General features: G+C 43.4%; 24 protein-coding genes and 1 riboswitch. Of the genes, 10 read left to right on the top strand and 14 right to left on the bottom strand.

Annotated features, from left to right (window positions below):
* Nucleotides 1-85 precede the first annotated feature (85 nt).
* Nucleotides 86-199: riboswitch (SAM riboswitch) on the top strand.
* Nucleotides 200-425: 226 nt separating this feature from the next.
* Genes B9A91_RS18135 through B9A91_RS18125 form a run of 3 tightly spaced genes read left to right on the top strand, consistent with a single transcriptional unit; the run spans nt 426 to nt 4,066 of the window.
* A complete protein-coding gene (locus B9A91_RS18135; protein WP_200815693.1) occupies nt 426-1,730 on the top strand; it encodes an O-acetylhomoserine aminocarboxypropyltransferase/cysteine synthase family protein in 1,305 nt (434 codons plus the stop codon).
* A 25-nt stretch (nt 1,731-1,755) separates the two neighbouring features.
* Complete coding sequence (locus B9A91_RS18130; RefSeq protein WP_084240441.1) at nt 1,756-2,814, top strand: homoserine O-acetyltransferase family protein; 1,059 nt, start codon at nt 1,756-1,758, stop codon at nt 2,812-2,814.
* A gap of 7 nt (nt 2,815-2,821) precedes the next feature.
* A complete protein-coding gene (locus B9A91_RS18125) occupies nt 2,822-4,066 on the top strand; it encodes a homoserine dehydrogenase (protein WP_084240440.1) in 1,245 nt (414 codons plus the stop codon).
* 58 nt (nt 4,067-4,124) lie between these two features.
* Here the strand turns inward: B9A91_RS18125 and B9A91_RS18120 are convergent, their stop codons facing one another.
* Genes B9A91_RS18120 through B9A91_RS18110 form a run of 3 tightly spaced genes read right to left on the bottom strand, consistent with a single transcriptional unit; the run spans nt 4,125 to nt 9,475 of the window.
* On the bottom strand, nt 4,125-5,468 hold the full coding sequence (locus tag B9A91_RS18120; RefSeq protein WP_084240439.1) for a dihydrolipoamide acetyltransferase family protein: 1,344 nt from the start codon (nt 5,466-5,468) through the stop codon (nt 4,125-4,127).
* A gap of 50 nt (nt 5,469-5,518) precedes the next feature.
* Nucleotides 5,519-6,766 carry a competence/damage-inducible protein A gene (locus B9A91_RS18115; protein WP_084240438.1) on the bottom strand — a complete coding sequence of 416 codons (1,248 nt, stop codon included), beginning with the start codon at nt 6,764-6,766 and terminating at the stop codon, nt 5,519-5,521.
* Between the two features lie 12 nt (nt 6,767-6,778).
* Entirely contained in the window at nt 6,779-9,475 is a 2,697-nt protein-coding gene (locus B9A91_RS18110) for a putative LPS assembly protein LptD (RefSeq protein ID WP_084240437.1), read from the bottom strand.
* A 56-nt stretch (nt 9,476-9,531) separates the two neighbouring features.
* Here B9A91_RS18110 and B9A91_RS18105 point away from each other — a divergent pair, with 56 nt between their 5' ends.
* Genes B9A91_RS18105 through B9A91_RS18095 form a run of 3 tightly spaced genes read left to right on the top strand, consistent with a single transcriptional unit; the run spans nt 9,532 to nt 12,251 of the window.
* Nucleotides 9,532-10,410 carry an N-acetylmuramoyl-L-alanine amidase family protein gene (locus B9A91_RS18105; protein WP_394334678.1) on the top strand — a complete coding sequence of 293 codons (879 nt, stop codon included), beginning with the start codon at nt 9,532-9,534 and terminating at the stop codon, nt 10,408-10,410.
* Between the two features lie 41 nt (nt 10,411-10,451).
* Entirely contained in the window at nt 10,452-11,297 is an 846-nt protein-coding gene (locus B9A91_RS18100) for an N-acetylmuramoyl-L-alanine amidase family protein (RefSeq protein WP_084240435.1), read from the top strand.
* Nucleotides 11,298-12,251, top strand: a complete 954-nt coding sequence (locus B9A91_RS18095) for an MlaD family protein (RefSeq protein WP_084240434.1) — start codon at nt 11,298-11,300, stop codon at nt 12,249-12,251.
* A gap of 43 nt (nt 12,252-12,294) precedes the next feature.
* On the opposite strand, the gene B9A91_RS18090 is transcribed toward B9A91_RS18095, so the two are convergent.
* The 4 genes from B9A91_RS18090 to B9A91_RS18075 all read right to left on the bottom strand — a co-directional run bounded on the left by B9A91_RS18090 (nt 12,295) and on the right by B9A91_RS18075 (nt 15,616).
* Nucleotides 12,295-13,209, bottom strand: coding sequence for a ribonuclease Z (locus B9A91_RS18090; RefSeq protein ID WP_084240433.1), 915 nt, complete (start codon nt 13,207-13,209; stop codon nt 12,295-12,297).
* Nucleotides 13,209-13,595, bottom strand: a complete 387-nt coding sequence (locus B9A91_RS18085; protein ID WP_084240432.1) for an STAS domain-containing protein — start codon at nt 13,593-13,595, stop codon at nt 13,209-13,211. The genes B9A91_RS18090 and B9A91_RS18085 overlap by 1 nt, the downstream gene beginning before the upstream one ends.
* Nucleotides 13,596-13,663: 68 nt before the next feature.
* Entirely contained in the window at nt 13,664-14,608 is a 945-nt protein-coding gene (locus tag B9A91_RS18080; protein ID WP_084240431.1) for a phosphoribosylaminoimidazolesuccinocarboxamide synthase, read from the bottom strand.
* A gap of 36 nt (nt 14,609-14,644) precedes the next feature.
* A complete protein-coding gene (locus tag B9A91_RS18075) occupies nt 14,645-15,616 on the bottom strand; it encodes a PhoH family protein (RefSeq protein ID WP_084240430.1) in 972 nt (323 codons plus the stop codon).
* 91 nt (nt 15,617-15,707) lie between these two features.
* Here B9A91_RS18075 and B9A91_RS18070 point away from each other — a divergent pair, with 91 nt between their 5' ends.
* The 4 genes from B9A91_RS18070 to B9A91_RS24280 are packed head-to-tail and all read left to right on the top strand — an operon-like array spanning nt 15,708 to nt 17,440.
* Complete coding sequence (locus B9A91_RS18070; protein ID WP_084240429.1) at nt 15,708-16,487, top strand: SAM hydrolase/SAM-dependent halogenase family protein; 780 nt, start codon at nt 15,708-15,710, stop codon at nt 16,485-16,487.
* A 4-nt stretch (nt 16,488-16,491) separates the two neighbouring features.
* On the top strand, nt 16,492-16,776 hold the full coding sequence (locus B9A91_RS18065; protein WP_084240428.1) for a putative quinol monooxygenase: 285 nt from the start codon (nt 16,492-16,494) through the stop codon (nt 16,774-16,776).
* Between the two features lie 6 nt (nt 16,777-16,782).
* On the top strand, nt 16,783-17,313 hold the full coding sequence (locus tag B9A91_RS18060; protein ID WP_235012597.1) for a hypothetical protein: 531 nt from the start codon (nt 16,783-16,785) through the stop codon (nt 17,311-17,313).
* Nucleotides 17,294-17,440: a hypothetical protein gene (locus tag B9A91_RS24280; protein ID WP_200815692.1), complete on the top strand. Its 147-nt coding sequence runs from the start codon at nt 17,294-17,296 to the stop codon at nt 17,438-17,440. Before B9A91_RS18060 ends, B9A91_RS24280 begins: the two co-directional genes overlap by 20 nt.
* On the opposite strand, the gene B9A91_RS18055 is transcribed toward B9A91_RS24280, so the two are convergent.
* From B9A91_RS18055 to rpsO, 7 genes are all read right to left on the bottom strand, one after another.
* Nucleotides 17,433-18,674: a DUF1015 domain-containing protein gene (locus B9A91_RS18055; RefSeq protein WP_084240427.1), complete on the bottom strand. Its 1,242-nt coding sequence runs from the start codon at nt 18,672-18,674 to the stop codon at nt 17,433-17,435. The genes B9A91_RS24280 and B9A91_RS18055 overlap by 8 nt on opposite strands.
* A gap of 63 nt (nt 18,675-18,737) precedes the next feature.
* Nucleotides 18,738-19,688, bottom strand: coding sequence for a D-2-hydroxyacid dehydrogenase (locus tag B9A91_RS18050; RefSeq protein ID WP_200815691.1), 951 nt, complete (start codon nt 19,686-19,688; stop codon nt 18,738-18,740).
* Nucleotides 19,689-19,696: 8 nt separating this feature from the next.
* On the bottom strand, nt 19,697-20,761 hold the full coding sequence (gene serC, locus B9A91_RS18045; protein ID WP_084240426.1) for a 3-phosphoserine/phosphohydroxythreonine transaminase: 1,065 nt from the start codon (nt 20,759-20,761) through the stop codon (nt 19,697-19,699).
* Between the two features lie 47 nt (nt 20,762-20,808).
* On the bottom strand, nt 20,809-23,184 hold the full coding sequence (locus B9A91_RS18040) for a TonB-dependent receptor (protein WP_084240425.1): 2,376 nt from the start codon (nt 23,182-23,184) through the stop codon (nt 20,809-20,811).
* A gap of 17 nt (nt 23,185-23,201) precedes the next feature.
* Nucleotides 23,202-23,873, bottom strand: a complete 672-nt coding sequence (rpe, locus tag B9A91_RS18035; protein WP_200815690.1) for a ribulose-phosphate 3-epimerase — start codon at nt 23,871-23,873, stop codon at nt 23,202-23,204.
* Nucleotides 23,874-23,985: 112 nt separating this feature from the next.
* Nucleotides 23,986-26,136 (bottom strand): polyribonucleotide nucleotidyltransferase, encoded by a 2,151-nt coding sequence (pnp, locus tag B9A91_RS18030; protein ID WP_084240423.1) that lies wholly within the window; start codon nt 26,134-26,136, stop codon nt 23,986-23,988.
* A 115-nt stretch (nt 26,137-26,251) separates the two neighbouring features.
* The gene (rpsO, locus tag B9A91_RS18025; protein ID WP_084240422.1) at nt 26,252-26,530 is read right to left on the bottom strand and encodes a 30S ribosomal protein S15; all 279 of its coding nucleotides are present in this window, start codon (nt 26,528-26,530) and stop codon (nt 26,252-26,254) included.
* Nucleotides 26,531-26,554: the final 24 nt, after the last annotated feature.

Here is a 26,554-nt window from a genome sequence, read left to right as displayed (position 1 = left end):
TTAATTTTGATTATTTTACCACTTAAACCTACATTTGTGACATTATTTGGCGAAAGCTAATCAAGTCAACACCTCTAATCGGTTTGATTTATAAAGAAGTGGCGAGAGACAGGCTCTTTGACCCACTGGCAACCCTCCCAAAATGGAGAAGGTGCCAATTCCTGACCAGCCGGCATGGTGCCGTTTGGAAAGATAAATTAAAAATATGAAAACGATTATTTCAATTCTTCGTCATTATTGTTGCCCCAAACATACCATGTGTATGTGTTGCTGCATGCAATAATCCTTAAAATCTTCCTTTTGCATTCTTTTTGATCCATCCGGAAGGCCCATATGGGTACGCCAACAAACATGCTCCGCTATATACTTATACAGGGAGTAAGCGCTAAAAAAATTAATCAAACCATATAAATAAAAAGATAAATATGTCTGCTTCTCATAAATTCGAAACTTTACAGGTACATGCCGGCCAGGAAATAGATCCTACAACAGGTTCAAGGGCCGTTCCTATATATCAAACTACTTCTTATGGCTTCAAAAATTCTGAACACGGTGCAAACCTGTTTGCCCTGAAAGAGTTTGGAAACATTTATACCCGTATCATGAACCCGACTACGGACGTATTTGAAAAACGTATTGCTGCCCTGGAAGGCGGCGTTGCCGCACTCGCAGTATCATCTGGCCAGGCGGCACAGTTTATTGCTTTAAACAACATACTGGAATCGGGCGATAACTTTGTTTCTTCCTCTCATTTGTACGGAGGTTCCTACAATCAGTTTAAAGTTGGATTTAAACGCCTGGGCATCGAAGTTAAATTTGCCAATGGCGATGACCCTTCAGATTTTGAAGCCAAAATAGATGGAAACACCAAGGCCATCTACCTGGAAAGCATAGGCAATCCGGCTTTCAGCATTATCGATTTTGAAAGGGTATCGGCGATAGCCAATAAGCACGACCTTCCCCTGATCGTCGATAATACTTTCGGTGCTGCAGGTTACCTGTTTAAACCTCTGGAACATGGTGCACACATTGTCGTACAATCGGCCACCAAATGGATCGGCGGACATGGCACCAGCATTGGCGGTGTGATCGTTGATGGTGGGACCTACAACTGGGGCAATGGTAAATTTAAACAGTTCACCGAACCTTCTGAAGGTTATCACGGACTGGTATTCAACGATGTATTTGGCATTGGAGGGCCTTTCGGGAACATCCAGTTCATTATTCGTGCCCGCGTTGAGGGTTTACGGGATTTTGGTCCCGCTATCTCCCCTTTTAACTCCTTCCTGCTGTTACAGGGACTTGAGACCTTATCGCTTCGGGTACAGCGCCACGTAGACAACGCGCTGGCACTGGCAACCTGGCTGGAAACGCATCCTGCAGTGAAAAGTGTAAGCTATCCTGGACTGGAGAGCAGCCGATACCATACCAATGCAAAAAAATACCTGCAAAACGGCTTCGGTGCAGTATTGTCTTTTGAGCTGCAAGGCGATAAGGCACAAGCCACTGCACTGGTAGACAGCCTTAAACTGGTAAGCCATCTCGCAAATGTTGGAGATGCGAAAACACTGATCATACAACCTTCGGCAACCACACATCAGCAGCTGAGTGAAGCCGAGCAGGCGGCAGCGGGCGTTAAGCCTAATCAGCTTCGGGTATCAGTAGGCATAGAACACATAGACGATATCAAAGCAGATTTCGAACAGGCTTTCAACAGCATAAAAAAATAGACAATACCCTTTATCAAGATTTATAATGAGTACAATTTCCACATACCATTACACCAAGACCTTCAAACTGGAAAACGGCAAAAAGCTGCGTAAGCTAGATATTGCTTACCAGACTTACGGAAAGCTGAATGCCAAAAAGGACAATGTAATTTGGGCATGCCATGCGCTTACCGCAAACTCGGATGTGCTTGATTGGTGGAAAGGGCTATTTGGCAACAATGCCCTGTTTAATCCTGACGAGCATTTTATCATTTGCGCCAATGTATTGGGGTCGCATTACGGCAGTACCAGTCCGTTAAGTACCAACCCGGTAACAGGGCAACCTTATTACCTGTCCTTTCCGGAGTTTTCGATCCGGGATCTGGTTGCCGCTCACCGTTTGTTGGCTACACATCTGGGCATCAGCAACATAAAGGTCCTGATCGGTGGCTCATTGGGTGGACAACAGGCTTTGGAATGGTCAGTGTTAGATCCTGGTGCTATTGAGAACCTGATCCTCATTGCAACCAACGCCTTCCACTCGCCCTGGGGTATCGCTTTCAATGAAAGTCAGCGCCTGGCCATTACTGCCGACCGCAGTTTTTATGCTCAAAAACCAGATGGCGGTATAAAAGGTTTAAAGGTAGCCAGGAGCATTGCGCTACTGTCTTACAGAACATACGATGCCTACGCAGCAACCCAATTGGAAAGTGTTAACGATAAAACAGGCGGCTTCAGGGCTTCCTCTTACCAGAACTACCAGGGTGAAAAGCTGTGCAAACGCTTTAATGCCTATAGTTATTGGTACCTGAGCAAGGCTATGGACAGCCATAATGTCGGAAGGGGGCGTAACAGTGTTACAGAGGCCCTGGCACAGGTAAAAGCCAATACGCTGGTGATCGGTATTGAAAACGACGTTCTTTTCCCGCAGTCGGAACAGGAATATCTCGCCAGTAACATACAGGGGGCAGAATTCTACAGTTTAAAATCGGCCTATGGCCATGATGGTTTCTTAATTGAAACAGACACCTTGACGAATGTCATTGGTAATTTCCTGAAAGAAAGTACAAACAAGAAAATAATTAAATTACATAAAACAGCATAATAAATAGATGAGCAAGAAACTTAAAATTGGATTATTTGGTTTTGGGGTTGTAGGCCAGGGATTACACGATATCATTCGTGGCCAGGATTTAAACCTTGAAATCATTAAGATCGCCATCAAAAACCCGGAGAAAAAGCGTACGCTTGATGCCCACCTTTTTACAACAGATCATGATGTATTGCTAAACAATACGGAGATCAATACCATTGTAGAGTTGATTGACGATGCAGATGTTGCTTTCAACATTGTTAAAAGAGCATTAATAAGTGGTAAAAACGTAGTTTCCGCCAATAAGAAAATGATCGCTACACACCTTGCTGAGCTTGTTGAACTACAGGAGAAGCACAACGTTTCTTTATTGTATGAAGGTGCAGTTTGTGGCAGTATCCCGATCATCCGTAACCTGGAAGAGTATTACGACAATGAGTTGCTGCATGGCATCAGTGGTATATTCAATGGCTCATCAAACTATATTTTATCCAAAATATTCAATGAGAACCTGGAATATGGGATAGCCCTAAAGCAAGCACAGGACCTTGGTTTTGCAGAAACAAACCCCATCCTGGATGTGGGTGGTTACGATCCTAAATTTAAACTGGCCATTGCTACTGCACACGCATACGGGCTGTTCATTAACCCTGATAAAATTCTTAATATCGGTATACAACACCTGTCGGAGAATGACATCAGGTACGCCCGCGAGAAAAACTTTAAAATTAAACTGGTACCAACTGCGCGCAAAATCAGCACTAAGCAGGTTGTTACCTATGTATTGCCGAAATTCGTAAAATCGGACGATTTCCTTTTCAATGTAGAGAATGAATACAATGGCGTTACTGTTCAGGCTGCGTTTGCCGACAAGCAGTTCTTCTTCGGAAAAGGCGCAGGCGGCCATCCAACAGGCGCGGCAGTTTTATCGGACATTGCAGCTTTAAGGTACGATTACCGCTATGAGTACAAAAAATACCATCAGCATAATGGCCTGGTACATACCGACGATGTAAACCTGGAAGTTTACCTGCGTTACACACATGAATATACCATTGAAAAATTAAAGATCGAGAATATTGTAGAGCGCTTTACCCGGGATGACTATAAATATGTTATTGGAAGTGTAAGCCTTAAAAGCTTACTGGCCAACCGTGAATTACTAGAGCAGAAAGATATTTTTATTGCCCATACCGGGAAATACACCTATACGGAGCAACAGCTTAAATCTGTAGCTGAAGAAGAGGCCGCTTTTTTCAATTAGTTTTTTGTTTTGAGATAAAAAGGCCCCGATCGGGGCCTTTTTTATGCTATAGCGTTTTTTATAGTTCCCTGTTCACATCCCAGTTCTCCAGGTAATCTGCTACCCTGCGTACAAAAGAGCCCCCTAAAGCCCCATCTACAACCCTGTGATCGTAGGAAAGCGACAGGAACATCATGTGCCTGATGGCAATGACATCGCCAAATTCCGTTTCCAGAACTGCAGGTTTCTTTTTAATGGCGCCAACTGCAAGGATAGCTACCTGAGGCTGATTGATGATCGGCGTGCCCATCACATTACCAAAAGACCCTACGTTCGTTAAAGTAAAAGTACCATTCTGGGTTTCGTCTGGTTTTAGTTTTGAAGCACGGGCACGTCCTGCCAGGTCATTAACTGCTTTGGTTAGCCCCAGCAGGTTCAATTCATCTGCATTTTTGATGACCGGAACAATCAGGTTACCACTTGGCAAAGCAGCTGCCATACCTATATTGATGTCTTTCTTCTTGATGATCTGGGTACCATTTACAGATACGTTGATCATCGGAAAATCTTTTATGGCTTTACTTACCGCTTCAACGAAAATAGGTGTAAAGGTAATTTTTTCGTTTTCACGTTTTTCAAAATTCCTTTTAACCTTCTCACGCCACATTACCATATTGGTCACATCGGCTTCAACAAAAGAGGTTACATGTGGTGAGGTCTGTTTACTCATGACCATATGTTCGGCAATCAGTTTGCGCATCCTGTCCATTTCAACAATCTCCTCTGCTCCGCCCATGCTGGGTGCCGCAGGCTGGGCTGTAGCTTTTGGACTTTGTTGAGGTATTTCCGGTGAGGCCGCAGCTTTCACAGGCTCGGGCTGGGATTTATTTACCGGGGCAGCGGCAACAGGGCTACCGCCTTTTTTACTTTTCACATAATTTAACAGGTCGTCTTTTGTTAAACGTCCTTCAGCACCGGTTCCTGTAATGCTATCCAATTCGTTAACGGAAATCCTCTCTTGCGCAGCAATATTTTTTACCAGCGGAGAATAGAACCTGTCTGATATAAAATCAGCAGGAAGCTGCTCAGTTCCCGGAATATTTTCCAGAATGATTTCCGCAACCGGCTCAGCTGAAACCACAGGCGTTCCCACTTTAATTTCCGTATCAACTGAAGCTGCTGCATCAGTTTCTATGAGGGCAATTATTGCACCTACCTGTACAATATCGTCTTCTTTAAATAATTGCTTTACCAATTTACCTGAAACCGGTGATGGTACTTCAGAATCAACCTTATCCGTAGCGATCTCCAGGATCGTATCGTCCAGGCTCACCTGATCGCCGGGCTGTTTAACCCATTTAATAATGGTTGCCTCCGCAACGCTCTCCCCCATTTTAGGTAACAATAATTCGTATTGAGCCATTTTTTATTTTATGATTGGTATCAGGTGCAAAAGTAAAGTATTTTGCAGACTTAAGCCACATCTTGTTTCAGCTCATTCAAAACCATCGTTAGCGCAGCCACTGCGGAGCGCTCAATATTCTGTAACCTGCGCCCGCTAAAATTGAACATCCTGGCAGTTACGTTTTGTTTAGTTGCCACTGCAATCCACACTGTTCCAACCGGTTTCTGCTCGGTTCCGCCGTCGGGGCCAGCAACTCCGCTTACTGCAACAGCATAATCTGTTTTAAATTGATGGATTGCGCCTAAAGCCATTTCTTTTACGGTCTGCTCACTTACTGCTCCATGGGCATCCAGTGTTGAAGCTTTTACGCCAAGCACAGACATTTTCAAAGCATTGGAGTAAGTAACGGCCCCACCTGCGAATACAGCCGAACAGCCCGGATGCTGGGTAATCAATTGCGCAATATGTCCGCCTGTACAGCTTTCAGCAGTAGATAAGGTCAGCTTTCGTTCTTGCATAATCGTCAACAATGCCTTTTCGAGCGCAATGTCCTGATCAATCACTACATATTTCCCTGCCTTGTTAATGATGAGTTGCACATAATGTTCAATTTCCTTGCTTAGCAGTTCCTCATCTGCTCCGCTGCCACTTAACCTTAACCTGATCTGGCCCAATTTGGGCAGATAGGCAAGTTTAATATGTGCTGGCAAACTGTTTTCTATCTCTTCCAGTTCAACAGCAAGGAAAGATTCGCCTATGCCTGCAGTCAATATGGTTTTATGGAGAATAGCAGGCATTTTAAAGGCCTGCTGCAGACGGGGCAGAATTTCTTCTTCCATCAGGTACATCATCTCAAATGGCACACCAGGCAAAGACACAATAATACGGCCCTGATTTTCAAACCACATACAAGGTGCCGTGCCATTTTTATTCTGGATTACCGTACAGCCATCCGGCACATCAGCCTGCTTACGGTTCATGTCGATCATCGGCCTGTTGAAACGTGTGAAGATATCTGTCACGTGATCCAATGTAGCCTGGTCCCTTCTGAGCTCCATATTAAAATACCTGGCCAGTGTGATTTTGGTGATGTCATCTTTAGTAGGCCCTAAGCCGCCTGTCATTAAAATGATATCCGCCCGTTTTTCGGCCAGTTTCAGGGCCTCTGTAATGTGATCTGCGTCGTCGGACACTGATGTAATCTGTTTTACCCTGATGCCAATCAGATTCAGTTGTTTAGCCATCCAGGCAGAATTGGTATCCACAACCTGACCAATCAGTATTTCGTCACCAATGGTTATAATTTCAGCTAGCATAATAATGTGTTTTTAGAATCTGGTATAAAATCCTTTTCTCTTGCTCAGTTTCAGGTCCTGCAGGATAGAGGCCTTTACTTTTATATCCACTGAATAACTTTGATAGAAACCAAAAGGTACCCAGGTAAAACTCATGTCCCAGCAATGCAGGTCACGGTAGATAGAAAAGTTGGTCTGGGAAATGGTTTTGCGTTGAAAGTCCCATCCCGAGCTGAAAGTAACTTTCCATTTTGGGGTGATGTTGGCATCGCCATTAAAGTTAAGGGTATTGGTAACCGTCCCATTACGGCTAACTTCATCTGTCCGGTAGTTAAAAGTATAAGCAAAAGCGAAGTTCCATGGAATATTAAAATCAACGAAGGCATTCGGGTCACGGCTTACCAGGGCCAGGGCCTCTGCCTGTTCAGGAGTCATCCCCCCCCTGTTGGCCTGCTCTTTCAGCTTGTCCTCGGTTTCATTTTTGCGTTTCAGTGCCTCAGGGTTCAGGCTGTAGTTGAATGAGAAGCCAAAATTCGTTAAGCGCGGAAATTTACCCTGGGTCCAGGTGTACCTGTCTATCTTTCTTCTTTCCCTGGCACCGGTAAGCTCATTGGTATAATCCTCATACAGGTATGGGTTTAAAGTACCGTAATAGTTGATCCCCAGCTTATCTGTAAATTGCGAACGTCCACTGAAATTCAGGTCAGATAACTTGAAATTCTCTGCCAGGAAGTTATAGGAACCATTAATGCTCAAACCCTGAATGATCGGAATTTTCTTCTCTCCGGTACCTGTTGTGTCTTTAGCTGATAAAACCTTTGCTTCCACTATATTGTCCAGGGAGAAGCTCATAGATGCAGATTTTCCGATACCAGGACCGCCGTATTGTGAAGATTCGTGGATAGAATATTTAAGCGGAACGATATTCCCCTTATAATCCCTTTCAAACACCTGCTCTCCGTTCTGGTAATAAGCGTATTTATAATTGCCCTTGCTGACATCAGAAAAATCGGGCGTATAATTAAAGCTTACGCTTGGGGTCATTACATGACGCAATGCTTTAAAGTTGCCCAGGTTTTTGAACTGCGCAGTTGAGTAAACTTTTGTGGAAAGCCCGCCGCTGATACCGTATTGGCCGGAACGGTTAAAACCTGGTATCGTATCTATAAAAACAGCATCCGATTTACCTGGTACTTTGGCATAGGTTTTCCGGATAGACTGGAAGTGCCATTTTTCGGTGTAGGATGTACCTACGTTAAAGTTAAAATACTTCAGCACATTGAAAGCCATATTGATGGGAATGGTATGCTGTACCCCGTTTCTGAACTTTTTAAGGGTTTCTCTTCTGAACAGTAAGGAATCAGGTGAGCTGATCTGGTTGGTGGCCTGCATGTTGTAACCCACCGTAATTTTCTGGTACCATTTCTGCTCACCCACCCTTTTTTTAGAATCGAAAGGATTAAATGTAGGCACAGACAAGGTAACATCCGGCAGGGTCAGACTTACATTTCTCGTCTGAGTTTCCTGGTTGTGCCGCAAAGCACTGGTCATCTGGATCCCGTTACCAAATGTTCTGCTGTAGGAAATACTGGATCCGAAAGTATTTCTTGCAGTCATGTTCGGATCGTAGGTTCCACCGGCCCCTGTCCGCTGGTCATACAATGACGTTCCTGCATCAACAGACGCGGAAAAAGTCGTCCCCGGCTTGGCATTGGCATTTTGCTGGTGGCTCCAGTTGATGCGGAAATCCCTTCCTTTACTGAAATCCTTCGTTCCTTCCGTACCGTTCTTGGTATAGGCGTACCTGAAGTTAATGTTGCCATTGTGTTTATACCTTTTGGTATAGTTGGATGCAATGTTGGTATCAAATGAGCCGTAGGAGTAGATTGTTCCGGTAATTTTGGCATCCCAATAGTCGCTCAAACCAAGGTAATACCCTCCATCCCTTAAAAAGAAACCCCGGCTGTAATCCTCGCCCGGACTGGGCAGTATGATCCCCGAGCTTTTTTTATTGGGTTTAGGGAAAAATGCAAAAGGCAATCCAAGAGGCAGGGGAATGTCCTCTATTTTCAGGTAGAGAGGCCCGGCAATGATCTGGTTTTCCGTTACAATGGCCTTGGTAAAATGAATCCCGAAATGCGGATGTGGTAAATTACAGGTACTGTAAGTTTGCCCTTTACTATGAATCTCGTCGTCGGGTTGCTTTTTGGCTTTACCTCCGGTAAAAAAACCGCCTTCCTGTTCGGTGTATACACCCCAGATATTTCCGGCCTTGGTTACGGTATTGAATACCAGTGAGTCGGCCAGCGAGGTTCCCTGCCCTTCCATTTTAAAAATAGGCCTGCCAATATATTTCCCCTTTGCATCCGTAGTTCCACGGGCGTAAATTAAATTGGTCTTGTTGTCATATTTAATAAATTCGGCGTCCAGTTCCAGCCCCTGGTAAATCACCCTGGCTTTTCCGTACATATAGACCACACTGCTGTCTTTACTAAATGCTATGGAATCTTTGGCCGTATACTGGATTTTCTCGGAAGCAGTAGTATCTTTTGGGTTGGTTTGCAACCCCGGCTTCCTGACAGTCTCTTTTTTTGTAGTATCCTTTTTTATGGTATCTATTTGCTGTACAACCTGAAAGCTTGAAAAAGAATAAAATGCAAAAGCATGGTTACTAACAGATGTTAATAAAAGAATCGTTTTTAAAAAAATGATGTAGCGTAAAAGTTTCAAATTCGTGTGTGAATGTTATTTTTGCATTAATGTTTAATCCAAAACGTTCAAAATTAATGAAAAATATACCATTGCTTAGACCAAATGCAATTTTGATCGTATTTATTTCTTTTATTTTTATTATCCTGTCTAATTACCAAGCATTTACACAAGAATACAAAATAAAAACTATAGTTATAGATGCAGGTCATGGAGGGCGTGACGGCTCTACTCGGGGTTTGTATTCTACCGAAAAAGATGTGGCCCTGAAAACAGCGTTACACCTGGGTGCGGCTATAGAAGCCAACATGAAAGATGTTAAGGTCATCTATACCCGGACAACCGATGTATTTATCCCGCTTTATGAGCGGATTGCCATTGCCAATAATGCCAAAGCTGATCTTTTTATATCTATTCACTGTAACGATATGCCAGTTCATAAATCAACGGTTATCAGTGGATACAAAAAAGGCAAAAAGGGTAAAAAAACACCCATTTATGAAACCGTTTACCGCAAAAGCACTTCAACACGCGGAGTGGAAACCTTTGTATCGGGTATGGGTCGGATGAATGAACAGGACGAAGTGATCAAAAGGGAAAACGCAGCCATATTTCTGGAAGACAATTATAAAGAGAACTATGAAGGTTTTGACCCTAACAACCCGGAAAATTACATTATCCTTTCGCTGATGAAAAACACTTTCCGGACGCAGAGTTTAAAACTAGCGAAACTGGTGCAGGATCAGTATGTAAGTGTTGGGCGTATAGACAGGGGCGTACAGGAAAAGAGCCTTGCTGTACTGGCACGCGCAGGCATGCCCGCCATTCTAACAGAAATTGGTTTCATCAGCAATCCTGATGAAGAGAATTATATGAACTCTGAAGCCGGACAAAACGAAATTACGGAATGCTTATTGAAGGCTATTCAGAATTACCGGAAAGGAATTGAAGGATAACCTCAGTATTGGAAATTATTTTAAACACAGCATAAAGAGAGATGAGATTGAAAAAATGTATATTCCTGCTTGCCGTTCCATTAATTATAAGTACACAAACTACTTTTTCACAGGGATATAGAGTTAAAACCATTGTTATTGATGCCGGTCACGGAGGACCAAAGTCAGGAGCTGCAGGAAGCTATTCGCTGGAGAAGAACGTAGCCTTAAAGGTGGCCTTAAAACTGGGCAAAAAGTTCGAAGAGGAAATGCCTGATGTTAAAATTCTGTACACCAGGAAAACAGATATCGACGTAGAGTTTCATAAAAGGGCTGCCCTGGCCAACGATAACAAGGCCGACATCTTTATTTCCATCCATTGCAACTCCATGCCCGACAGAAAGGTGGTCACCGGTTACACAAAAGCTAAAAATGGGAAAAGAATAGCCAAATACGGTTATGTAAAAAACACCAGCACCAGCGGTACCGAAACTTTTGTTGCCGGATCGCACCGCCTGGACGAGCAGGATGTAGCCATAAGGGAGAATGCCGACATCAAGCTGGAAAAAAACTATAAACAAAATTACGATGGTTATGACCCGAACGATCCGGAAACATTTATTATACTATCTTTGTTCAAAAATACATTTAGAGATAAAAGCCTTAAGCTGGCCCGGTTAATCCAGAACAACTATACCTACGACAACAACAGGGTTAACAGAGGTGTAAAAGAGCAGGGCATTTTGATTTTACAAAGGTGTGGAATGCCAGCTGTATTAACAGAGATCGGATTTATTTCCAATCCAAGCGAGGAAGATTATATGAATTCGGCGAATGGACAGGAAGAAATTGTAAATTCAATCTTTAAAGCAGTTAAAACATATAAAAAAGAAACTGAAGTCAATTAAATGAAAATCGCAAACGAAACTAAAGTAGGCATACTGGCAGCCTTTTCCATCGCCTTATTAATTATCGGGTATAATTTTTTAAAAGGTAATGCCATTTTCTCCAATGAGACTGTATTGTACGCAAAGTACCCTCGCGTAGACGGTCTGGGAGTGTCCAAACCTGTTTTGATCAATGGTTTTCAGATCGGACGCGTAGATCAGCTGCAGCTGCAATCGGACGGAAGCATCCTGGCTACCTTAAAAATCAAGGGCAAATACGAAATTCCTAAGAACAGCATTGCAAGACTGGAAGGAACCGACCTTCTTGGCAGCAAAGCGATTGTGATGGAGCTGGGAACCGGACAGGATTTTGCGCATGATGGGGATACGCTGAATGCGAATGTAGCTAAAGGCCTGCTGGAAACCGTACAGCCAGTTCAGAAAAAAGCAGAGCTGATCATTGGTAAAATGGATTCCATCCTGACCAGTGTAAACGCCATTCTGAACCCTAACTTTCAAAAGAATGTTGACAAAAGTTTCAACAGTATTGCTTCTACTCTTGCTTCATTAGAAGCAACCTCTAAAAAAGTGGACAACCTGGTGGGTTCTGAAGGATCGCGGATTTCGGCTATCCTGGCCAATGTAGAGGCCATTTCGAATAATTTTAAAAAGAACAATGAAAAGATCAATGGCATTCTGGATAATGTAAACACCATTACCGACCAGGTTGCTGCTGCCAACTTTAAACAGACCGTAGACAATGCGAACAAGGCCATGGCCGATCTTCAGGCCGTTGTAACTAAAATCAATAACGGACAAGGCTCTCTGGGAATGCTGGTTAATGATAACAGGATGTATGAGAATCTGAACAATGCTTCAAAAAGTCTGGACAACCTGATGATTGACCTTAAACAAAACCCTAAACGTTATGTTCATTTTTCTATATTCGGCGGCGGGAACAAAAAAGACAAGTAATATAAAAGACCATAAAAAAGCCTCAGCAATTGCTGAGGCTTTTTTATGGTACAGAATAAGTATTGCCTTCCAAGGCCAGCTCGGTATTTTCAAATACCGTCCGGGCTTCGTCCAAAAGCGGTGGCAGCGCCTTATAACGGGATGAAAAATGACCGATGAGCAGTTTCACTGCCCCGGTAGCTATGGCCACCTGTCCTGCTTGTAATGCAGTGGTATGATGGGTTTGGTTTGCCCGTTCGAGCATGTCCTGTAAAAAGGTGGCTTCATGATACAGTAGATCAGCACCTTTTATACTTTCAAAATAACGTTCGTCCATCAAGGTGTCCGAACAATAGCAATATGTTCTCGGGCGTTCAGAATCGGTAGTATAGTCTGCGTTAAGCAGGGTACTACCATCTGGCAGGTCTAGATCAGCCCCTCTCTTCAGCAATGGATAATATTCTACCGGAACCCGGTCTGCTTCCAATCGTTCAATGATCAATTTGCGCAGGCGCTTCTTTTGTACAAATTTAAATCCGGTGCAGGGAATCCTGTGGTTTAAGATAATGGTCTCCACAGTCAGATCTGCGTTTTCGAAAATCTGCACAGGCTTATCGGCTTGAGTAGCTACAAACTCTATAGGGTACCGGATTACGGTTTCTGAATGCTGAAACTGAAGGGCCAGTATTTCTTCCAGAGCTGGTGGGCCAAATATTTTCATCGGCTTGATGCGTCCGTTCAGGTGCAGGCTCGACAATAAGCCAATCAACCCGAAATAATGGTCGCCATGCAAATGACTAATAAATACGAAATCTATTTTATTTGCTTTAATCCCAAACCTGATCAATTGTTGCTGGGTACCCTCCCCACAATCAATCAGGTAGAATTTTTCATTGCAATTTAAAAGCTGAGCGGTAGGATTCCTATTGTATACAGGGGTTGCAGAACTGCTGCCTAAAATAGTAACCTCAAACTTCATTAACCTTTATCTACTCCCCCCAACAGTTCTTTCTCTATTTCCTCCATAAAGATCAGGTCAGTAGCTTCATCAACTTTGGCCACTATAGTAAGTGACTGATCTAGATTAGACATCTCCAGTATTTTGGCTACAACCTCATTAACGCCCGTCACAATGAACAATCCGTTTGCTTTTTTGCAAAGCCTGTCGCCAAAAAGCAGGGAGCTCAGGTCCTGAGAGTCATCACATTGTTTTACAGCCGAAAGGTCTACCACGATGTTGCAGTATCCCTCTGTGTTCAATAAAATGAACTCAGATTTCAACTTCGGTGTATTGTCATTTGTCAGCTTCGATTCATTGAGCTTTAAAACAACATACTTTTCATGCTTATCTACTGAAAATTTCATGATATTGATTGTTTAGTCTGATACGAAAGTAATTATTTTTATCTGGATAATAAGACGCTGTTTAAAACTTATAGGGTATTTAAAAAGCCGTTCACATTTTTTTCAATCCGTGCGGTTACGTCAGCCTGTTCATTTTTCACAAAACTATCGCCCGTAATCTGCTCATAAAGCTCTATGTACCGGTCGGAAATCGAGTTCACAATTTCAGGTGTCATCAAAGGCACGCTCTGACCGTCTTTTCCCTGGAAACCATTTTCAATTAACCATTTCCTTACAAACTCTTTAGACAGCTGTTTCTGCGGTTCTCCCTGCTCCTGCCTTTCGGTATAGCCTTCAGCATAAAAATAACGGGAAGAATCAGGGGTATGGATCTCATCGATCAGGTAGATTTCATCGCCAACCTTTCCAAATTCATATTTGGTATCCACCAGGATCAAACCACGTTCTGCAGCCATCTGTGTGCCACGCTCATACAAGGCATAAGTGTATTCTTCCAGCTTTGTGTAGTCTGCCAATGAAACGATACCCTTTGCCAGAATATCCTCCCTGGATATATCTTCGTCGTGCCCTACTGCCGCTTTTGTTGTCGGCGTAATAATCGGTTTTGGAAGTTTATCATTCTCTTGTAAGCCTTCAGGCAGAGAAACCCCGCAAACACTACGTTTTCCGGCGCTGTACTCTCTCCAGGCATGCCCGGCAAGATATCCCCGAACCACCATCTCTACCTTAAAAGGCTCACATATACGGCCCACAGTTACCATCTCATCGGGCACGCCAATTACCCAGTTCGGAACAATGTCTTTAGTTGCACTTAAAAATTTAGCCGCAATCTGGTTCAGCACCTGTCCTTTAAAAGGAATGGCCTCAGGTAAAACCACATCAAAAGCAGAGATCCTATCGGTTACCACCATAGCCATAAAACGGTTATCAATGGTATAAACGTCGCGCACTTTCCCTTTGTAAAAATTAGTCTGCTTTGGAAAGCTAAAATTTGTTTCTTTAATTGCTGTCATGCTATTTGCCAAAAAGCGTTTATTGATTAATTATTTTTATTGTATGTCGCCGTAGGCTTTTAGTATTCTTTTTACCAGTTTATGCCTTACCACGTCTTCTCCGGTCAGGTAAATGATCTCTATGCCGGGAATATCGTCCAGGATCCGTAAGGCATTGTGCAGGCCCGACATCTGTTTTTTAGGTAAATCTACCTGGGTCACATCGCCTGTTACGATGAACTTGGCCGAAGGACCCATACGGGTCAGGAACATTTTCAGCTGCAGATCAGTTGCATTCTGCGCCTCGTCCAGGATCACAAAACAATTGTCAAGCGTCCTTCCGCGCATAAATGCCAGGGGCGCAATCTCGATGGTTCTGTTTTCTATATAGGTTTTCAGCTTTTCGGCCGGGATCATGTCATCCAAAGCATCATATAAAGGGCGCAGGTAAGGGTCAACCTTTTCTTTGAGATCGCCTGGCAAAAAGCCCAGGTTCTCCCCTGCTTCTACTGCAGGACGAGTCAATATGATCCGTTTGATCTCTTTATTTTTCAAGGCCCTTACCGCCAAAGCGACAGCGGTATAGGTTTTTCCCGTTCCTGCAGGGCCGATTGCAAAAAGGATATCGTTTTTACCAATGCTGTCTACCATCCTCCGCTGGTTCGTTGTTCTTGCCTTTACCAGCAGACCATTGGTACCATATACGATCACTTCACCTCCACCGCCTCCGGTTGCAGCTTTATCTGCCCCGTTTTCGGCGACAGCAGCCGGTGCTTTCTTTGAAACCAAAATCGACTCCACATCATTTGGTGTTAACGAACTGTACTTCTCCAGGTGCACAAGCAGCTGGTTGTATTTCTGTTCAAAGCCCTTAAGTTCCTGATCGTCACCAAGTACCTTAACCTCATTTCCTCTTGCCACAACTTTGAGTTTGGGGAAAGCATTTTTAATCAGCTCATAATGCTCATTATTGGTGCCCCAAAACTGTACCGGGTCTACCGATTCTAATGTTAATTTAAGTTCGTTCAAAATATTGTTTTTTAGATAGGAGTGTATATTTTGATATATTTGTACGCGATTTGCCGCTTACGCAAGATTAAGAATAAATATTCAATTTTTAATGGCCATTATTACATTAACGACAGATTTAGGTTCAAAAGATTTCTATCAGGCTGCCCTTAAGGGAAGTATCCTGAGCATCTTGCCTACAGCTACTATCGTTGATGTGACCCATGAAGTGCCATCCTTCAATATCTCGCATGCAGCATTTGTTTTAAAGAACGTTTATCCCTATTTCCCAAAAGGCACTGTTCACCTCATCGGTATTGATTCTGTGTTCAGTCAGCACACTAAATACATCGCCCTAAAACACAAGGACCATTTTTTTGTGGGGGCAGATAACGGGGTCTTTTCATTACTTTTTGAGGAGAAGCCTGAAGAGATTGTTGAACTTAACATCATGCAGGACCTTAAATATCTGCACTTCCCTTTGGTAGATATTTTTGTTAAAGCGGCTACCCAGCTGGCAAAAGGAGCGAAACTTAAAGACATAGGCGTGGCCACAGATGGTGTAGAAGAAAGAATGCTGCTGGCCCCGGTCATAGAGCGCGACATCATCAGGGGAAGCGTCATTTATATCGACACCTTCAGTAATGTAATTACCAACATCACCAAAGAGCTGTTCACCAAAATTCAGCGCAACAGGGATTTTACACTTTACTTCAGAAAAAGTGAAACCATCAGCCAGCTGAGCTGGCATTACAACGAAGTTCCTGAAGGTGAAAAACTATGTCTGTTCGGCATCAGTAATCACCTCGAGATTGCCATCAATAAAGGCAAAGCCAGCGGCTTACTGGGCCTGCACCTGAACGACATCGTCAGGGTTGAATTTCATCCTTAAAGCTATGTTGGTACGCCTGGTAAAAATGCATTTCTATCCGGAATTTACAGCAGAATTCCAGGAACTGTTCAAGACAGTACAACCCAGGATCAGCGCGTTCGAAGGCTGCCATAGTGTGCAGCTGCTGCAAGACCAGAACGATCCTGAGGTATTTTTTACGATCAGCCACTGGAGTAGTGAGGCACAACTCAACGTCTATCGTAAATCGGAACTGTTCACTTCCACCTGGGCACAGGTAAAGCCCAATTTCAAGGCTAAAGCTGAGGCATGGAGTTTGCTTGGTAAATAACAAAAAATGAAATATATGCGTTACCTCTCTTTCTTTTTATTACTAACAGCTGCCTTCAATGCCGCTGCCTTTCAAACCGACACCAGTGCCTACCAGGCCCAGCGCCTAAGGGTAAACGCCCTGCTGGCCCAAAGAAGCGCAAAATTTGGTCAGTACGACGAGAGCCTGAATGCGCGGACAGGTATTTTTGGGTTCCAGACCAAGAAAGACATCCGCAATTCCAATGAGATTTTGAGGCAGATTGTATTGAACGACAATAGCATTTTCAATGAGCTGAAGGTATTGATGGAGTACAAAGACCTGGAAGTGAAGCAGGTGAAGACCAACGCCAATGAAAGCAGCAGCCGGATAGAGAATTATAAACAATCCATAAAAACCCTGCAAGACCAGAACCAGAAGTTAAAGGATGAAGCAAAAATCCTGAAAAGAGAGAAAAACCTTATTTCTATCCTGCTGGGCCTATTTAGCATACTCACAGGGATACTGACGATCATATGCCTCAGAAAAATGAAGAAAAATGAAAAAGCAACTGTTTAAACTATTGGTAAAGCTCAACAATGCGGTGCTGCCCAGTTTTTACAAAAAAGATCCGATGAAACTTACGACGATACAAAAAGCCATATTGGGTTACAGGTACTGGGCTTTGACCAATTCTCTTAATTAAAGAAACTGGTGAGCAGCCCCACCAGGAACTTGGGTTCAACCCAGGTTGACTTAGGTGGCATTACCCCTCCTGCATCTGCAACCGCTATTACCTGCTCAACCGAAGTGGGGTACAACACGAATGCAACGGCAAACAATTCATTGTCTACCTTGGTCTGCAATGCCTGAATCGGTGTCCTGCCCCCTTCAAAAGTAATCCGGGCATCCGTTCTCGGATCATTGATGTTCAAAACAGGCCCCAGAATAAAGTTCTGCAAAATACTGACATCAAGAACCTCAACAGGATCATTTTCATTGTAGAGCTCAGGATTTGGCCTGAGTACATACCATTGTCCTTTAAGGTACATCCCTATTTTATGTAGGGCGGGCTGAACCATCTCACTAGATTTCTCCACTTCAAATGACGCCGAAATGGCTGTAATAAATGCTTCCCTGCCTAAAGCCCCAAGATCCCGAACCAACCTGTTAAATTCCAACACCTTAACTTCCCGGGTATTCATGTATACGGTACTGAAATAATTGTACAATTCTGTGCCATTGTGCTTACCCGCATTTAACGCTTGCTTCTGCAGGCCCATCTTTGCCATGGAAGCTGCACGGTGATGACCATCTGCAATGTAAACCACGGGCATTTTAGCAAAGGCCTTAACAATAGCCTCAATGTCGCCCGCATCGGTAATTGCCCATACCTTATGCACAGTATCATCCTTAAATACAAAATCCAGATCAGGCTTTTGTTTTATATACTTGGTTGTAAGCTGCTCTACCAATGCATCCGGATGATAAGTAACCAATACCGGGTTTGCGTCCAGCCCGGTTTGCTGTAGATAATCGGCTAAAAGGCGTTCCCTGCGCTCAACTGTAGACTCGTGTTTTTTGATTCTGTTTTCCAGGTAATCACTGATGTTTGTCAATGTCCAGATACCGGTTTGCAACAGGCCATCATGGCTCACCTGGTAAATGTAGATGGCAGGTTGCTGCTGTTTAACCAGGTAATTGTGTTCTATAAAGCCTTCCAGATTTTCACTTATCTTTTTAAAGATCAGCTCCTGCCTTGTTCCACGCAGATAAGGGTTATCCAATTCCGGATCAATCAGGTGCAGAAAACTGCATGGGTTTTCTGAAGCAATCAGGCGTGCTTCACCGGTACTGTAATTTTCAAGCGGCCGCGTTACCACTTGCTCCTGCAAATGAACAGCGGGTTTAAGCGCACAGAATGGCTTAATTTCAGGCATATATTTGGTTTAAAAACAAAAAGGGTACCCGACCTTAATCAGGTACCCCTTTTTCAATTCTTACTATTTATTAAAGTGCTCAATAATCAATGTAGCCAGTTCCGTACCGATACGTTCCTGGGCTTCATTGGTAGAAGCACCAATATGGGGCGTCAAAGATATTTTTGCGTGCTGTAAAATCGCTGCTGCTGGTGTAGGTTCGTTATCAAACACATCCAGACCTGCAAAAGCTACTTTACCGCTGTCTAAAGCCGCAATCAAAGCCGCTTCATCTATGGTACCTCCTCTTGAGCAATTCACCACGCCAACACCTTTTTTCATTTTTTCAAATTCCGCTGCACCCAGGATAGGTTTATCCGCAAAAGGTGTATGCAGGCTGATGAAATCACTATTGCTGATCACTTCTTCCAGCGATACTGTTTTCACAGGGATATCTACCTTAATGCCCCCCTGGAGGTCCAGGCTGATGTTGCCTTCAAAAGGGAATAGATCGTAAGCCAATACGTTCATACCCAGTCCCAGAGCCACAGCTGCAGTTTCCCGGCCAATCCTTCCGAACCCAATGATACCGATCGTTTTTCCACGCAACTCTGTACCTTTGGCATATGCCTTTTTCAAGGCATTGAATTTAGTATTGCCTTCAACAGGCATTTTTCTGTTGGCATCCTGTAAAAAACGTACACCGGTAAACAGGTGCCCGAATACCAGCTCAGCAACGGATAAAGAAGATGCGGCAGGGGTATTTACCACTGCTACACCTTTACTGCGGGCATATTCCACATCAATATTGTCCATACCCACACCGCCACGGCCAATCAGTTTAATGCTGGGGCATTGATCTATCAGTTCCTTACGCAGTTGTGTTGCACTGCGTACAGTAATTCCATCATAATTTTTTAACGCTTCGGCTAATTGGTCCTGAGGCACAGTTTCTGTATCAACTACAAAACCTGCCTGCTCCAATAAAGTTTTACCAATGGGATCTATCCCATCGTTTGCAAGGATCTTAATCATTAATTTATTTATTTGTGGTTCTCTTCAAAAGTCTGCATTAAATCTATTAGCGCATGTACGCTTGTGATTGGAAGCGCGTTGTACATAGAAGCCCTGAAACCGCCTACACTTCTGTGTCCTTTGATACCCTCAATGCCATTTTCTTCAGCAAATTTCAGGAAAGGTTTTTCCAGCTCAGGGTTTTCCATTACAAAACAGATGTTCATTCTGGAACGGTCTTCAACAGCGCAGGTACCTTTAAACAATGGGTTTCTATCAATCTCTTTGTACAGGGCATTTGCTTTGGCAATGTTTTCTTTTTCAATTTCAGCCACACCACCCTTAGATTTTAACCATCTCAGGTTCAGCATGGCCACATAAATAGAAAATACCGGCGGGGTATTGTACATAGAACCGCCATCAATATGCACTTTATAGTCCAGCATTGAAGGAATTCCCCGGCCCGATTTACCCAAGACTTCATCTTTAACAATAGCAATAGTTAAACCGGCAGGGCCGATATTTTTTTGTGCACCTGCATAGATCAGGTCATATTTAGAAACATCCACTACATGGCTCATAATATCAGATGACATGTCGCATACCACTGGCACGTTGGTTTCAGGGAGTTCAAACATTTCTGTTCCGTAAATGGTGTTGTTTGATGTACAATGAAAATAAGCACTGTCTTCAGGGATACTGTAACCTTTTGGAATGAAGGTATAATTATCGGCTTTTGAAGAAGCAACAATATTTGCGGTCCCGAAGTTTTTCACTTCTTTAATGGCTTTGTTGGCCCAAACACCTGTCTCCAGGTAGGCAGCCGTACCACCCTGAGGCAATAGGTTCATGGGAACCATCGAAAACTGCAGACTCGCACCGCCTTGCAACAATACAACCGAATAACCCGATGGTACGTTCATTAATTCTTTAACCAATTTTACGGTCTCATCTACAACCGCTTCAAATTCAGGCGTACGGTGAGAGATCTCCAGGATGGACAAACCGTCTTTAAAATCTAATACTGCCTGTGATGCTTGTTTAAATACTTCTTGAGGTAAAATACATGGGCCTGCGCCGAAATTGTGTCTCATTGTTTATGCTATATTTATTGCGTGTAAATGTAACAGTTTTATGTCGTTTATCCCTTCGATTTTTTAAACTTGATGACCAATTTAAAGTTGAGACGCCTACCTGTTAGGTAGTTAGGTACAGCATATTGTACGTTGTCCAGATCTTTCAACCACAAATAAGAAACTGTATTGTTGATATTCAGCAAATTAAATACTTCAACATATGCTGTAAACGAACTAAAATATTTCTCCAGAAAACCTGCTTTTTTTTCTGAAAAATCGTCCAGGAAATCTTTGGAAAAACCAATATCGACCCGCTTATAGGCTGGTATATGAAAACTATCCGAATAACTTTGCGTAAGGGGTGAACCTGCGGGCAATCTAGAACCATAGAGCAGGCTGAGGTGCACTTTATAAGCCGGACTGTTCAGCAGTCGGTCCTGGAAATAAGCAGAAAAATTTACCCTTTGGTCTGCTGGCCGTTTCAGGTAGCCTTTACTATCATTTATGATGTCCTGGGCCGACTTCATTAACGACAACCTAAAGTAAGACAAGAGGTCTTTCACAAACTCTCCGCCGATATTAAAATCGGCACCATAAGTATATCCTTTGGCCTCTTCCCTGGCCAGATATTTCACCCGTACATTGTCCATCAGGTAAGGGATCAGCCGGTCGTGGTATTTAAAGTAGAGCTCTGAACTGAATTTCAGACGGGTGCCCAGAGCGTCAAAGGCGTAGTCCAGTCCGGCTGAAGCATTGTACGAACGCTGTGCTTTTTGCTGCAGGTTCAACGTACCATCAAATTCCCTTATGCTCCTGTAGTCCGGTGCCTGCTGGTACAGTCCGGCCGTAAAACGGAAGATCTTTTTGTTGTTTGCCGGGCGATAGGCCAGCAGCAGACGTGGGCTCAGCAGAAACTGCTCGCTCAGATCGTTATAACTTCCGCGTACCCCCAACTGCAGATCGGTATTGCCCGATAACCGGTAACTGTCCTGCACATACGCGGTATAATACCTGATGTCGAGTTTATTCCGGACAAAAACACGGTTGTCCTGGTAAAAGTTATGGGTTTCGGCATCCTGCAGATAACCCGCTGAATCAATCAGGCTATATTCATTCAGGTTATCACTGTAATTTTTAGTTTCAAACCTCAGTCCCCAGGAAAAAGTGTGGTTCTGAAAGGTTTGATCGGCTTTAAGCTCCGAACTGAAAGCCCTGGAACTGAGCCTGTTTGCCGCATAGTTGATGTAGGCACCTATGACCCTGTTTTGTACACCGGCATTTCCTGTGTCAAATAAATACCAGCCCGTCAGGTCAATATCTTCCTTTTCGTCTGACTGGAAAAAACTGTTTATCCACTTCATAACGTAGTTCGGTTTAGGGATAAACTTTAAGGTTACCGCACCTCCCGCTGTCTGGTAATTGTCTTTCTCCTCACCTTCATAGTCAATGTTTAGCCGCATCCTGGCTGTCGAAGCACCAAACACGGTCTCCCTATTTTCCGGAATGAGTTTAAAGGTCCCGCTGTTAAAACTACCCAGCAGACTTAAACTCAGGCGGGACGAAAACTCATAGCCATAAACCATTTGTACATCCGTAAAATTGGGGGTATAAACGCCCTTGTTATCCTGGCTACCCAATAAACCGGTATTGTTCTTATACCTGATTCCGGCCAGCAGGTAGCTTTTAGGGTTTACAATTTTAGAACCGAAAGATAAGCCCAGCAAACCGGCATTTAAAACAGCCGAGCTGCTGTCGGGCCGCTCATATTTTACATCCAACACCGATGAAAGCCTATCGCCGTAACGGGCTTCGAAACCTCCGGCCGAAAATTTCGCCGAACTTAGCAAATCGGAATTAACGAAACTAAGCCCCTCCTGCTGGGCATTCCTCACCAGGATAGGCCGGTTGATCTCTATATCATTTACATACAAGAGATTTTCATCAAAATTCCCCCCCCTAACACTATACTGGGCACTCAGTTCATTGTTTGGCGACACGCCAGGGAGTGTCTTCAAAATGGCTTCAAAATTTCCTGAGGCAGCAGGCAAGGCGGCCGCATCAGCAATATTGATGATGGTACTGTTGCTCAGCTGGTTTTGTTTATTGGTAATGGTCACCTGCTCCAGCTCGGCTGGATTGATGCTCAGCACCACATGCCGGGTAATCCGACCTGCTTTTTCCTCATTAACATTAATCAATACAGGATTGTACCCTAGCAATGTGTATTTTAAGGTGAAGGCTTTAGTTTTGGAGTAAATGTTGTAAAGGCCATGCTCATCGGTAATGGTCGACTGGCTTTGCCCGAGTATGGTCACCGTAACCTGCTGCAGGGAATGGCCCAATTGGTCAGTAACCAGACCCGATATTTTTACTAGGGGCTGTGCATTTGTAGTGGCACCCCCCAGTAGAATGGCAAACAACAGTAAGTAGTTCCTGAGCATTAACAAGGTTTTATAAGTTATACCTGCACAGCACTGCCGTCTACCTGTTTAAGTTCTGTGATCATATCTGTTGGTGAAGGGGCAGCGAATATGGCATTCCCTGCAACCAGTACATTCGCCCCCGCCTGCAGCAATGCAGCAGTATTGTGAAGGCCAACCCCCCCATCCACTTCTATGAACAGATCGCTTTTTATTAAGGCACTCATTTCCCTTAATTTCCTGATTTTATGAAGTGTATTCGGAATAAACTGTTGTCCGCCGAAACCAGGGTTTACCGACATGATCAATACCATATCCAGATCACTCAGGATGTCCTTCAGCAACCCTACAGGTGTATGCGGGTTCAAGGCTACACTGGCTTTACAACCAGCGGCATGAATGGCCTGAACCGTTCTGTGCAGGTGGGTACAGGCTTCATAATGAACCGTAATCACATCGGCTCCCGCCGCAGCAAAACGTTCAATATACTGATCAGGGTTTACAATCATCAGGTGTACATCCAAAGGCTTATTTGCATATTTTTTTATCGCTTCCATAACTGGAAAACCAAAAGAAATATTGGGTACAAAAACACCATCCATTACATCCACGTGAAACCAGTCGGCCTGACTGGCGTTGATCATTTCAACATCGCGCTGAAGGTTGGCAAAATCTGCAGAAAGTACGGAGGGGGCAATAAGATGGGCCATTTGGTTAATTTTTGATTTATGGTATGGAACCTTGTAAAGATAAACAAATAACCCGTTTAAATAAAAACCCCCGCGATTTGCGGGGGTTCATTCTTAAAATGATATCAATTGCTTAAGCAGGTTTGTTTTCTGCTGCTACTGCTTCCGGTTTTGGCGGCCTCGGCAACAATGCTTTTCTGGAAAGCTTCATTTTACCTTGCTTGTCAATGTCCAGCAATTTTACTTGAACTTTATCTCCTTCTTTAAACACACCGTCCATCGTCTCTAAACGTGTCCAGTCGATCTCAGAAATGTGCAGTAAACCGTCTTTACCCGGCATGATCTCCACAAAGGCACCAAAAGGCATGATAGATTTTACTTTACCGTCATAGATTGCACCAATTTCAGGTTTAGCAGCGATGGCATTAATGCGGCCTACGGCAGCATCAATTGAAGCCTTATTATCCGCAAAAATCTCAACGATACCTTTGTTACCTACTTCTTCAATAGAGATAGTAGCGCCGGTTTCGCGTTGCATTTCCTGGATAATTTTACCACCAGGTCCTATTACAGCACCAATAAATTCTTTATCAATGCTCAGGGAAACAATACGCGGAGCATGTGCTTTATAGTCCTCACGTGGCTCAGCAATTGTTTTCTTCATCTCGTTCAGGATGTGCAGACGTGCTTCTTTAGCCTGGTTTAATGCGTTGGTTAATACTTCCCACTTCAAGCCGTTGATTTTCAAATCCATCTGGCAGGCTACAATACCTTTTTCAGTACCTGTAACTTTAAAGTCCATATCTCCTAAATGATCTTCATCACCTAAAATATCAGAAAGGATAGCATATTTACCGGTTTTTTCATCAGTGATCAATCCCATAGCGATACCCGAAACAGGTGCTTTAATTTTTACACCGGCATCCATCAATGCAAGTGTACCTGCACAAACTGTTGCCATGGATGAAGATCCGTTTGATTCTAAAATGTCAGAAACGATACGGATGGTATAAGGGTTTTCTTCCAGACCAGGCAGTACTTTCTTCAAAGAACGCATAGCCAGGTTACCGTGACCAATTTCGCGGCGACCGGCACCACGGTTAGGACGAACCTCACCGGTTGAGAAACCAGGGAAGTTATAGTGCAGTAAAAACTTATTGTACCCATTAATGAAAGCACCGTCAATCATCTGCTCATCGTCTTTAGAACCTAAAGTTACGGTAGTTAAAGATTGGGTTTCACCACGTGTAAATACAGCCGATCCGTGTGCAGCAGGCAGATAACCAACTTCGCTCCAGATAGGACGTACTGTACGTACATCACGACCATCCAAACGGATACCTTCGTCTAATACCAGGTTACGGATAGCATCATATTGTACATCATGGAAGTATTTTTTAGCTAAAAAGCCGGTTACATCATCAATTTCCTCGCCTAAAGTAGCAATGAAATCCATTAACACCGCACCAAATGCATCACCTCTTTCGCCTTTGCTGGTATTGCTTTTTGCAATGGCGTATACTTTATCATAAGCATAAGTATAAACCTGCTCCCTTAATTCTGGGTTGCTGTCTTCATGAGAATACTCACGTTTTACAGTTTTACCAACCAGCTCAGTAAGTTCTTTTTGTGCCTGAACCTGGATGATGATGGCTTTATGCGCAAATTCGATCGCTTCAACCATTTCGGCTTCAGAGATCTCATTACATTCGCCCTCTACCATTACAATGTCCTTTTCAGTACCTGCAACCAAAAACTCGATATCGGCACGCTCCAGGTCGCTTACATAAGGGTTAATGACGAATTTACCATCAATTCTGGCTACACGTACTTCAGAAATCGGGCCGTTAAACGGAATATCTGAAACCGCGATAGCAGCAGAAGCAGCTAAACCAGCCAAACAATCAGGCATGATATTTTTATCAGAAGAGATCAATGATATCATTACCTGGGTATCAGAATGATAATCCTCAGGGAACATCGGGCGTAAAGCACGGTCAACCAAACGTGAAATTAAAACCTCATAGTCTGACAACCTGGCCTCACGACGAAGAAATCCACCAGGAATACGGCCTGCGGCAGCATATTTTTCCTGATAATCTACAGATAAAGGCAGGAAATCAACACCTGCTTTAGCACCTACAGTAGATACTACAGTTGCCAGCAACATGGTATCACCCATTTTTACCACAACAGCGCCATCAGCCTGTTTAGCCAGTTTTCCTGTTTCAATTTCAATTGTCCTTCCGTCACCCAGATCGAACGTTTTCTTTATTACATTCATTTAATAATAGTTGTGATGTGTTTTCCTCTTTTCACACATCTTGTTTATATATATTTTTTACTTTTCAAAGCAAAAAAGCCATCCCAGAAGAATGGCTTTTCCTGATAAAAGCTGACTACTTGATGATATCCCTTAAACCTAAGTTCTTGATGATAGCACGGTAGCGCTCAATATCTTTTTTGTATAGGTAAGCCAAAATACCACGACGTTTACCTACTAATTTTTGTAGTGATAACTGAGTAGAGAAATCTTTACGATTTTTCTTTAAATGCTCTGTTAAGTGCGCAATACGATAGGTAAATAACGCAACCTGACCTTCTGCAGAACCCGTGTTTGTTTCTACTTCGCCGTGTTTTTTAAAAATTTCGGCTTTTACTTCTTTACTTAAATACATTCTTGAATGATACTAAAGTGTTTA

This window comes from Pedobacter africanus, assembly GCF_900176535.1.
Taxonomy (GTDB): Bacteria; Bacteroidota; Bacteroidia; order Sphingobacteriales; family Sphingobacteriaceae; genus Pedobacter; species Pedobacter africanus.
Note: the sequence above shows the minus strand (reverse complement) of the source record. Positions and strands in the feature narration are given on the sequence as shown.

What these genes read in the sequence shown, in the direction of transcription:
- B9A91_RS18085 (WP_084240432.1), bottom strand. Translation starts at nt 13,595, where the DNA reads ATGAAATTTTCAGTAGATAAGCATGAAAAGTATGTTGTTTTAAAGCTC.
- B9A91_RS18050 (WP_200815691.1), bottom strand. Translation starts at nt 19,688, where the DNA reads ATGATTAAGATCCTTGCAAACGATGGGATAGATCCCATTGGTAAAACT.
- B9A91_RS18130 (WP_084240441.1), top strand. Translation starts at nt 1,756, where the DNA reads ATGAGTACAATTTCCACATACCATTACACCAAGACCTTCAAACTGGAA.
- B9A91_RS18060 (WP_235012597.1), top strand. Translation starts at nt 16,783, where the DNA reads ATGAAATATATGCGTTACCTCTCTTTCTTTTTATTACTAACAGCTGCC.
- B9A91_RS18125 (WP_084240440.1), top strand. Translation starts at nt 2,822, where the DNA reads ATGAGCAAGAAACTTAAAATTGGATTATTTGGTTTTGGGGTTGTAGGC.
- B9A91_RS24280 (WP_200815692.1), top strand. Translation starts at nt 17,294, where the DNA reads ATGAAAAAGCAACTGTTTAAACTATTGGTAAAGCTCAACAATGCGGTG.
- B9A91_RS18080 (WP_084240431.1), bottom strand. Translation starts at nt 14,608, where the DNA reads ATGACAGCAATTAAAGAAACAAATTTTAGCTTTCCAAAGCAGACTAAT.
- B9A91_RS18095 (WP_084240434.1), top strand. Translation starts at nt 11,298, where the DNA reads ATGAAAATCGCAAACGAAACTAAAGTAGGCATACTGGCAGCCTTTTCC.
- B9A91_RS18090 (WP_084240433.1), bottom strand. Translation starts at nt 13,209, where the DNA reads ATGAAGTTTGAGGTTACTATTTTAGGCAGCAGTTCTGCAACCCCTGTA.
- pnp (WP_084240423.1), bottom strand. Translation starts at nt 26,136, where the DNA reads ATGAATGTAATAAAGAAAACGTTCGATCTGGGTGACGGAAGGACAATT.
- B9A91_RS18135 (WP_200815693.1), top strand. Translation starts at nt 426, where the DNA reads ATGTCTGCTTCTCATAAATTCGAAACTTTACAGGTACATGCCGGCCAG.
- B9A91_RS18070 (WP_084240429.1), top strand. Translation starts at nt 15,708, where the DNA reads ATGGCCATTATTACATTAACGACAGATTTAGGTTCAAAAGATTTCTAT.
- B9A91_RS18100 (WP_084240435.1), top strand. Translation starts at nt 10,452, where the DNA reads ATGAGATTGAAAAAATGTATATTCCTGCTTGCCGTTCCATTAATTATA.
- B9A91_RS18065 (WP_084240428.1), top strand. Translation starts at nt 16,492, where the DNA reads ATGTTGGTACGCCTGGTAAAAATGCATTTCTATCCGGAATTTACAGCA.
- rpsO (WP_084240422.1), bottom strand. Translation starts at nt 26,530, where the DNA reads ATGTATTTAAGTAAAGAAGTAAAAGCCGAAATTTTTAAAAAACACGGC.
- B9A91_RS18105 (WP_394334678.1), top strand. Translation starts at nt 9,532, where the DNA reads ATGAAAAATATACCATTGCTTAGACCAAATGCAATTTTGATCGTATTT.
- B9A91_RS18055 (WP_084240427.1), bottom strand. Translation starts at nt 18,674, where the DNA reads ATGCCTGAAATTAAGCCATTCTGTGCGCTTAAACCCGCTGTTCATTTG.
- B9A91_RS18120 (WP_084240439.1), bottom strand. Translation starts at nt 5,468, where the DNA reads ATGGCTCAATACGAATTATTGTTACCTAAAATGGGGGAGAGCGTTGCG.
- B9A91_RS18040 (WP_084240425.1), bottom strand. Translation starts at nt 23,184, where the DNA reads ATGCTCAGGAACTACTTACTGTTGTTTGCCATTCTACTGGGGGGTGCC.
- rpe (WP_200815690.1), bottom strand. Translation starts at nt 23,873, where the DNA reads ATGGCCCATCTTATTGCCCCCTCCGTACTTTCTGCAGATTTTGCCAAC.
- serC (WP_084240426.1), bottom strand. Translation starts at nt 20,761, where the DNA reads ATGAGACACAATTTCGGCGCAGGCCCATGTATTTTACCTCAAGAAGTA.
- B9A91_RS18115 (WP_084240438.1), bottom strand. Translation starts at nt 6,766, where the DNA reads ATGCTAGCTGAAATTATAACCATTGGTGACGAAATACTGATTGGTCAG.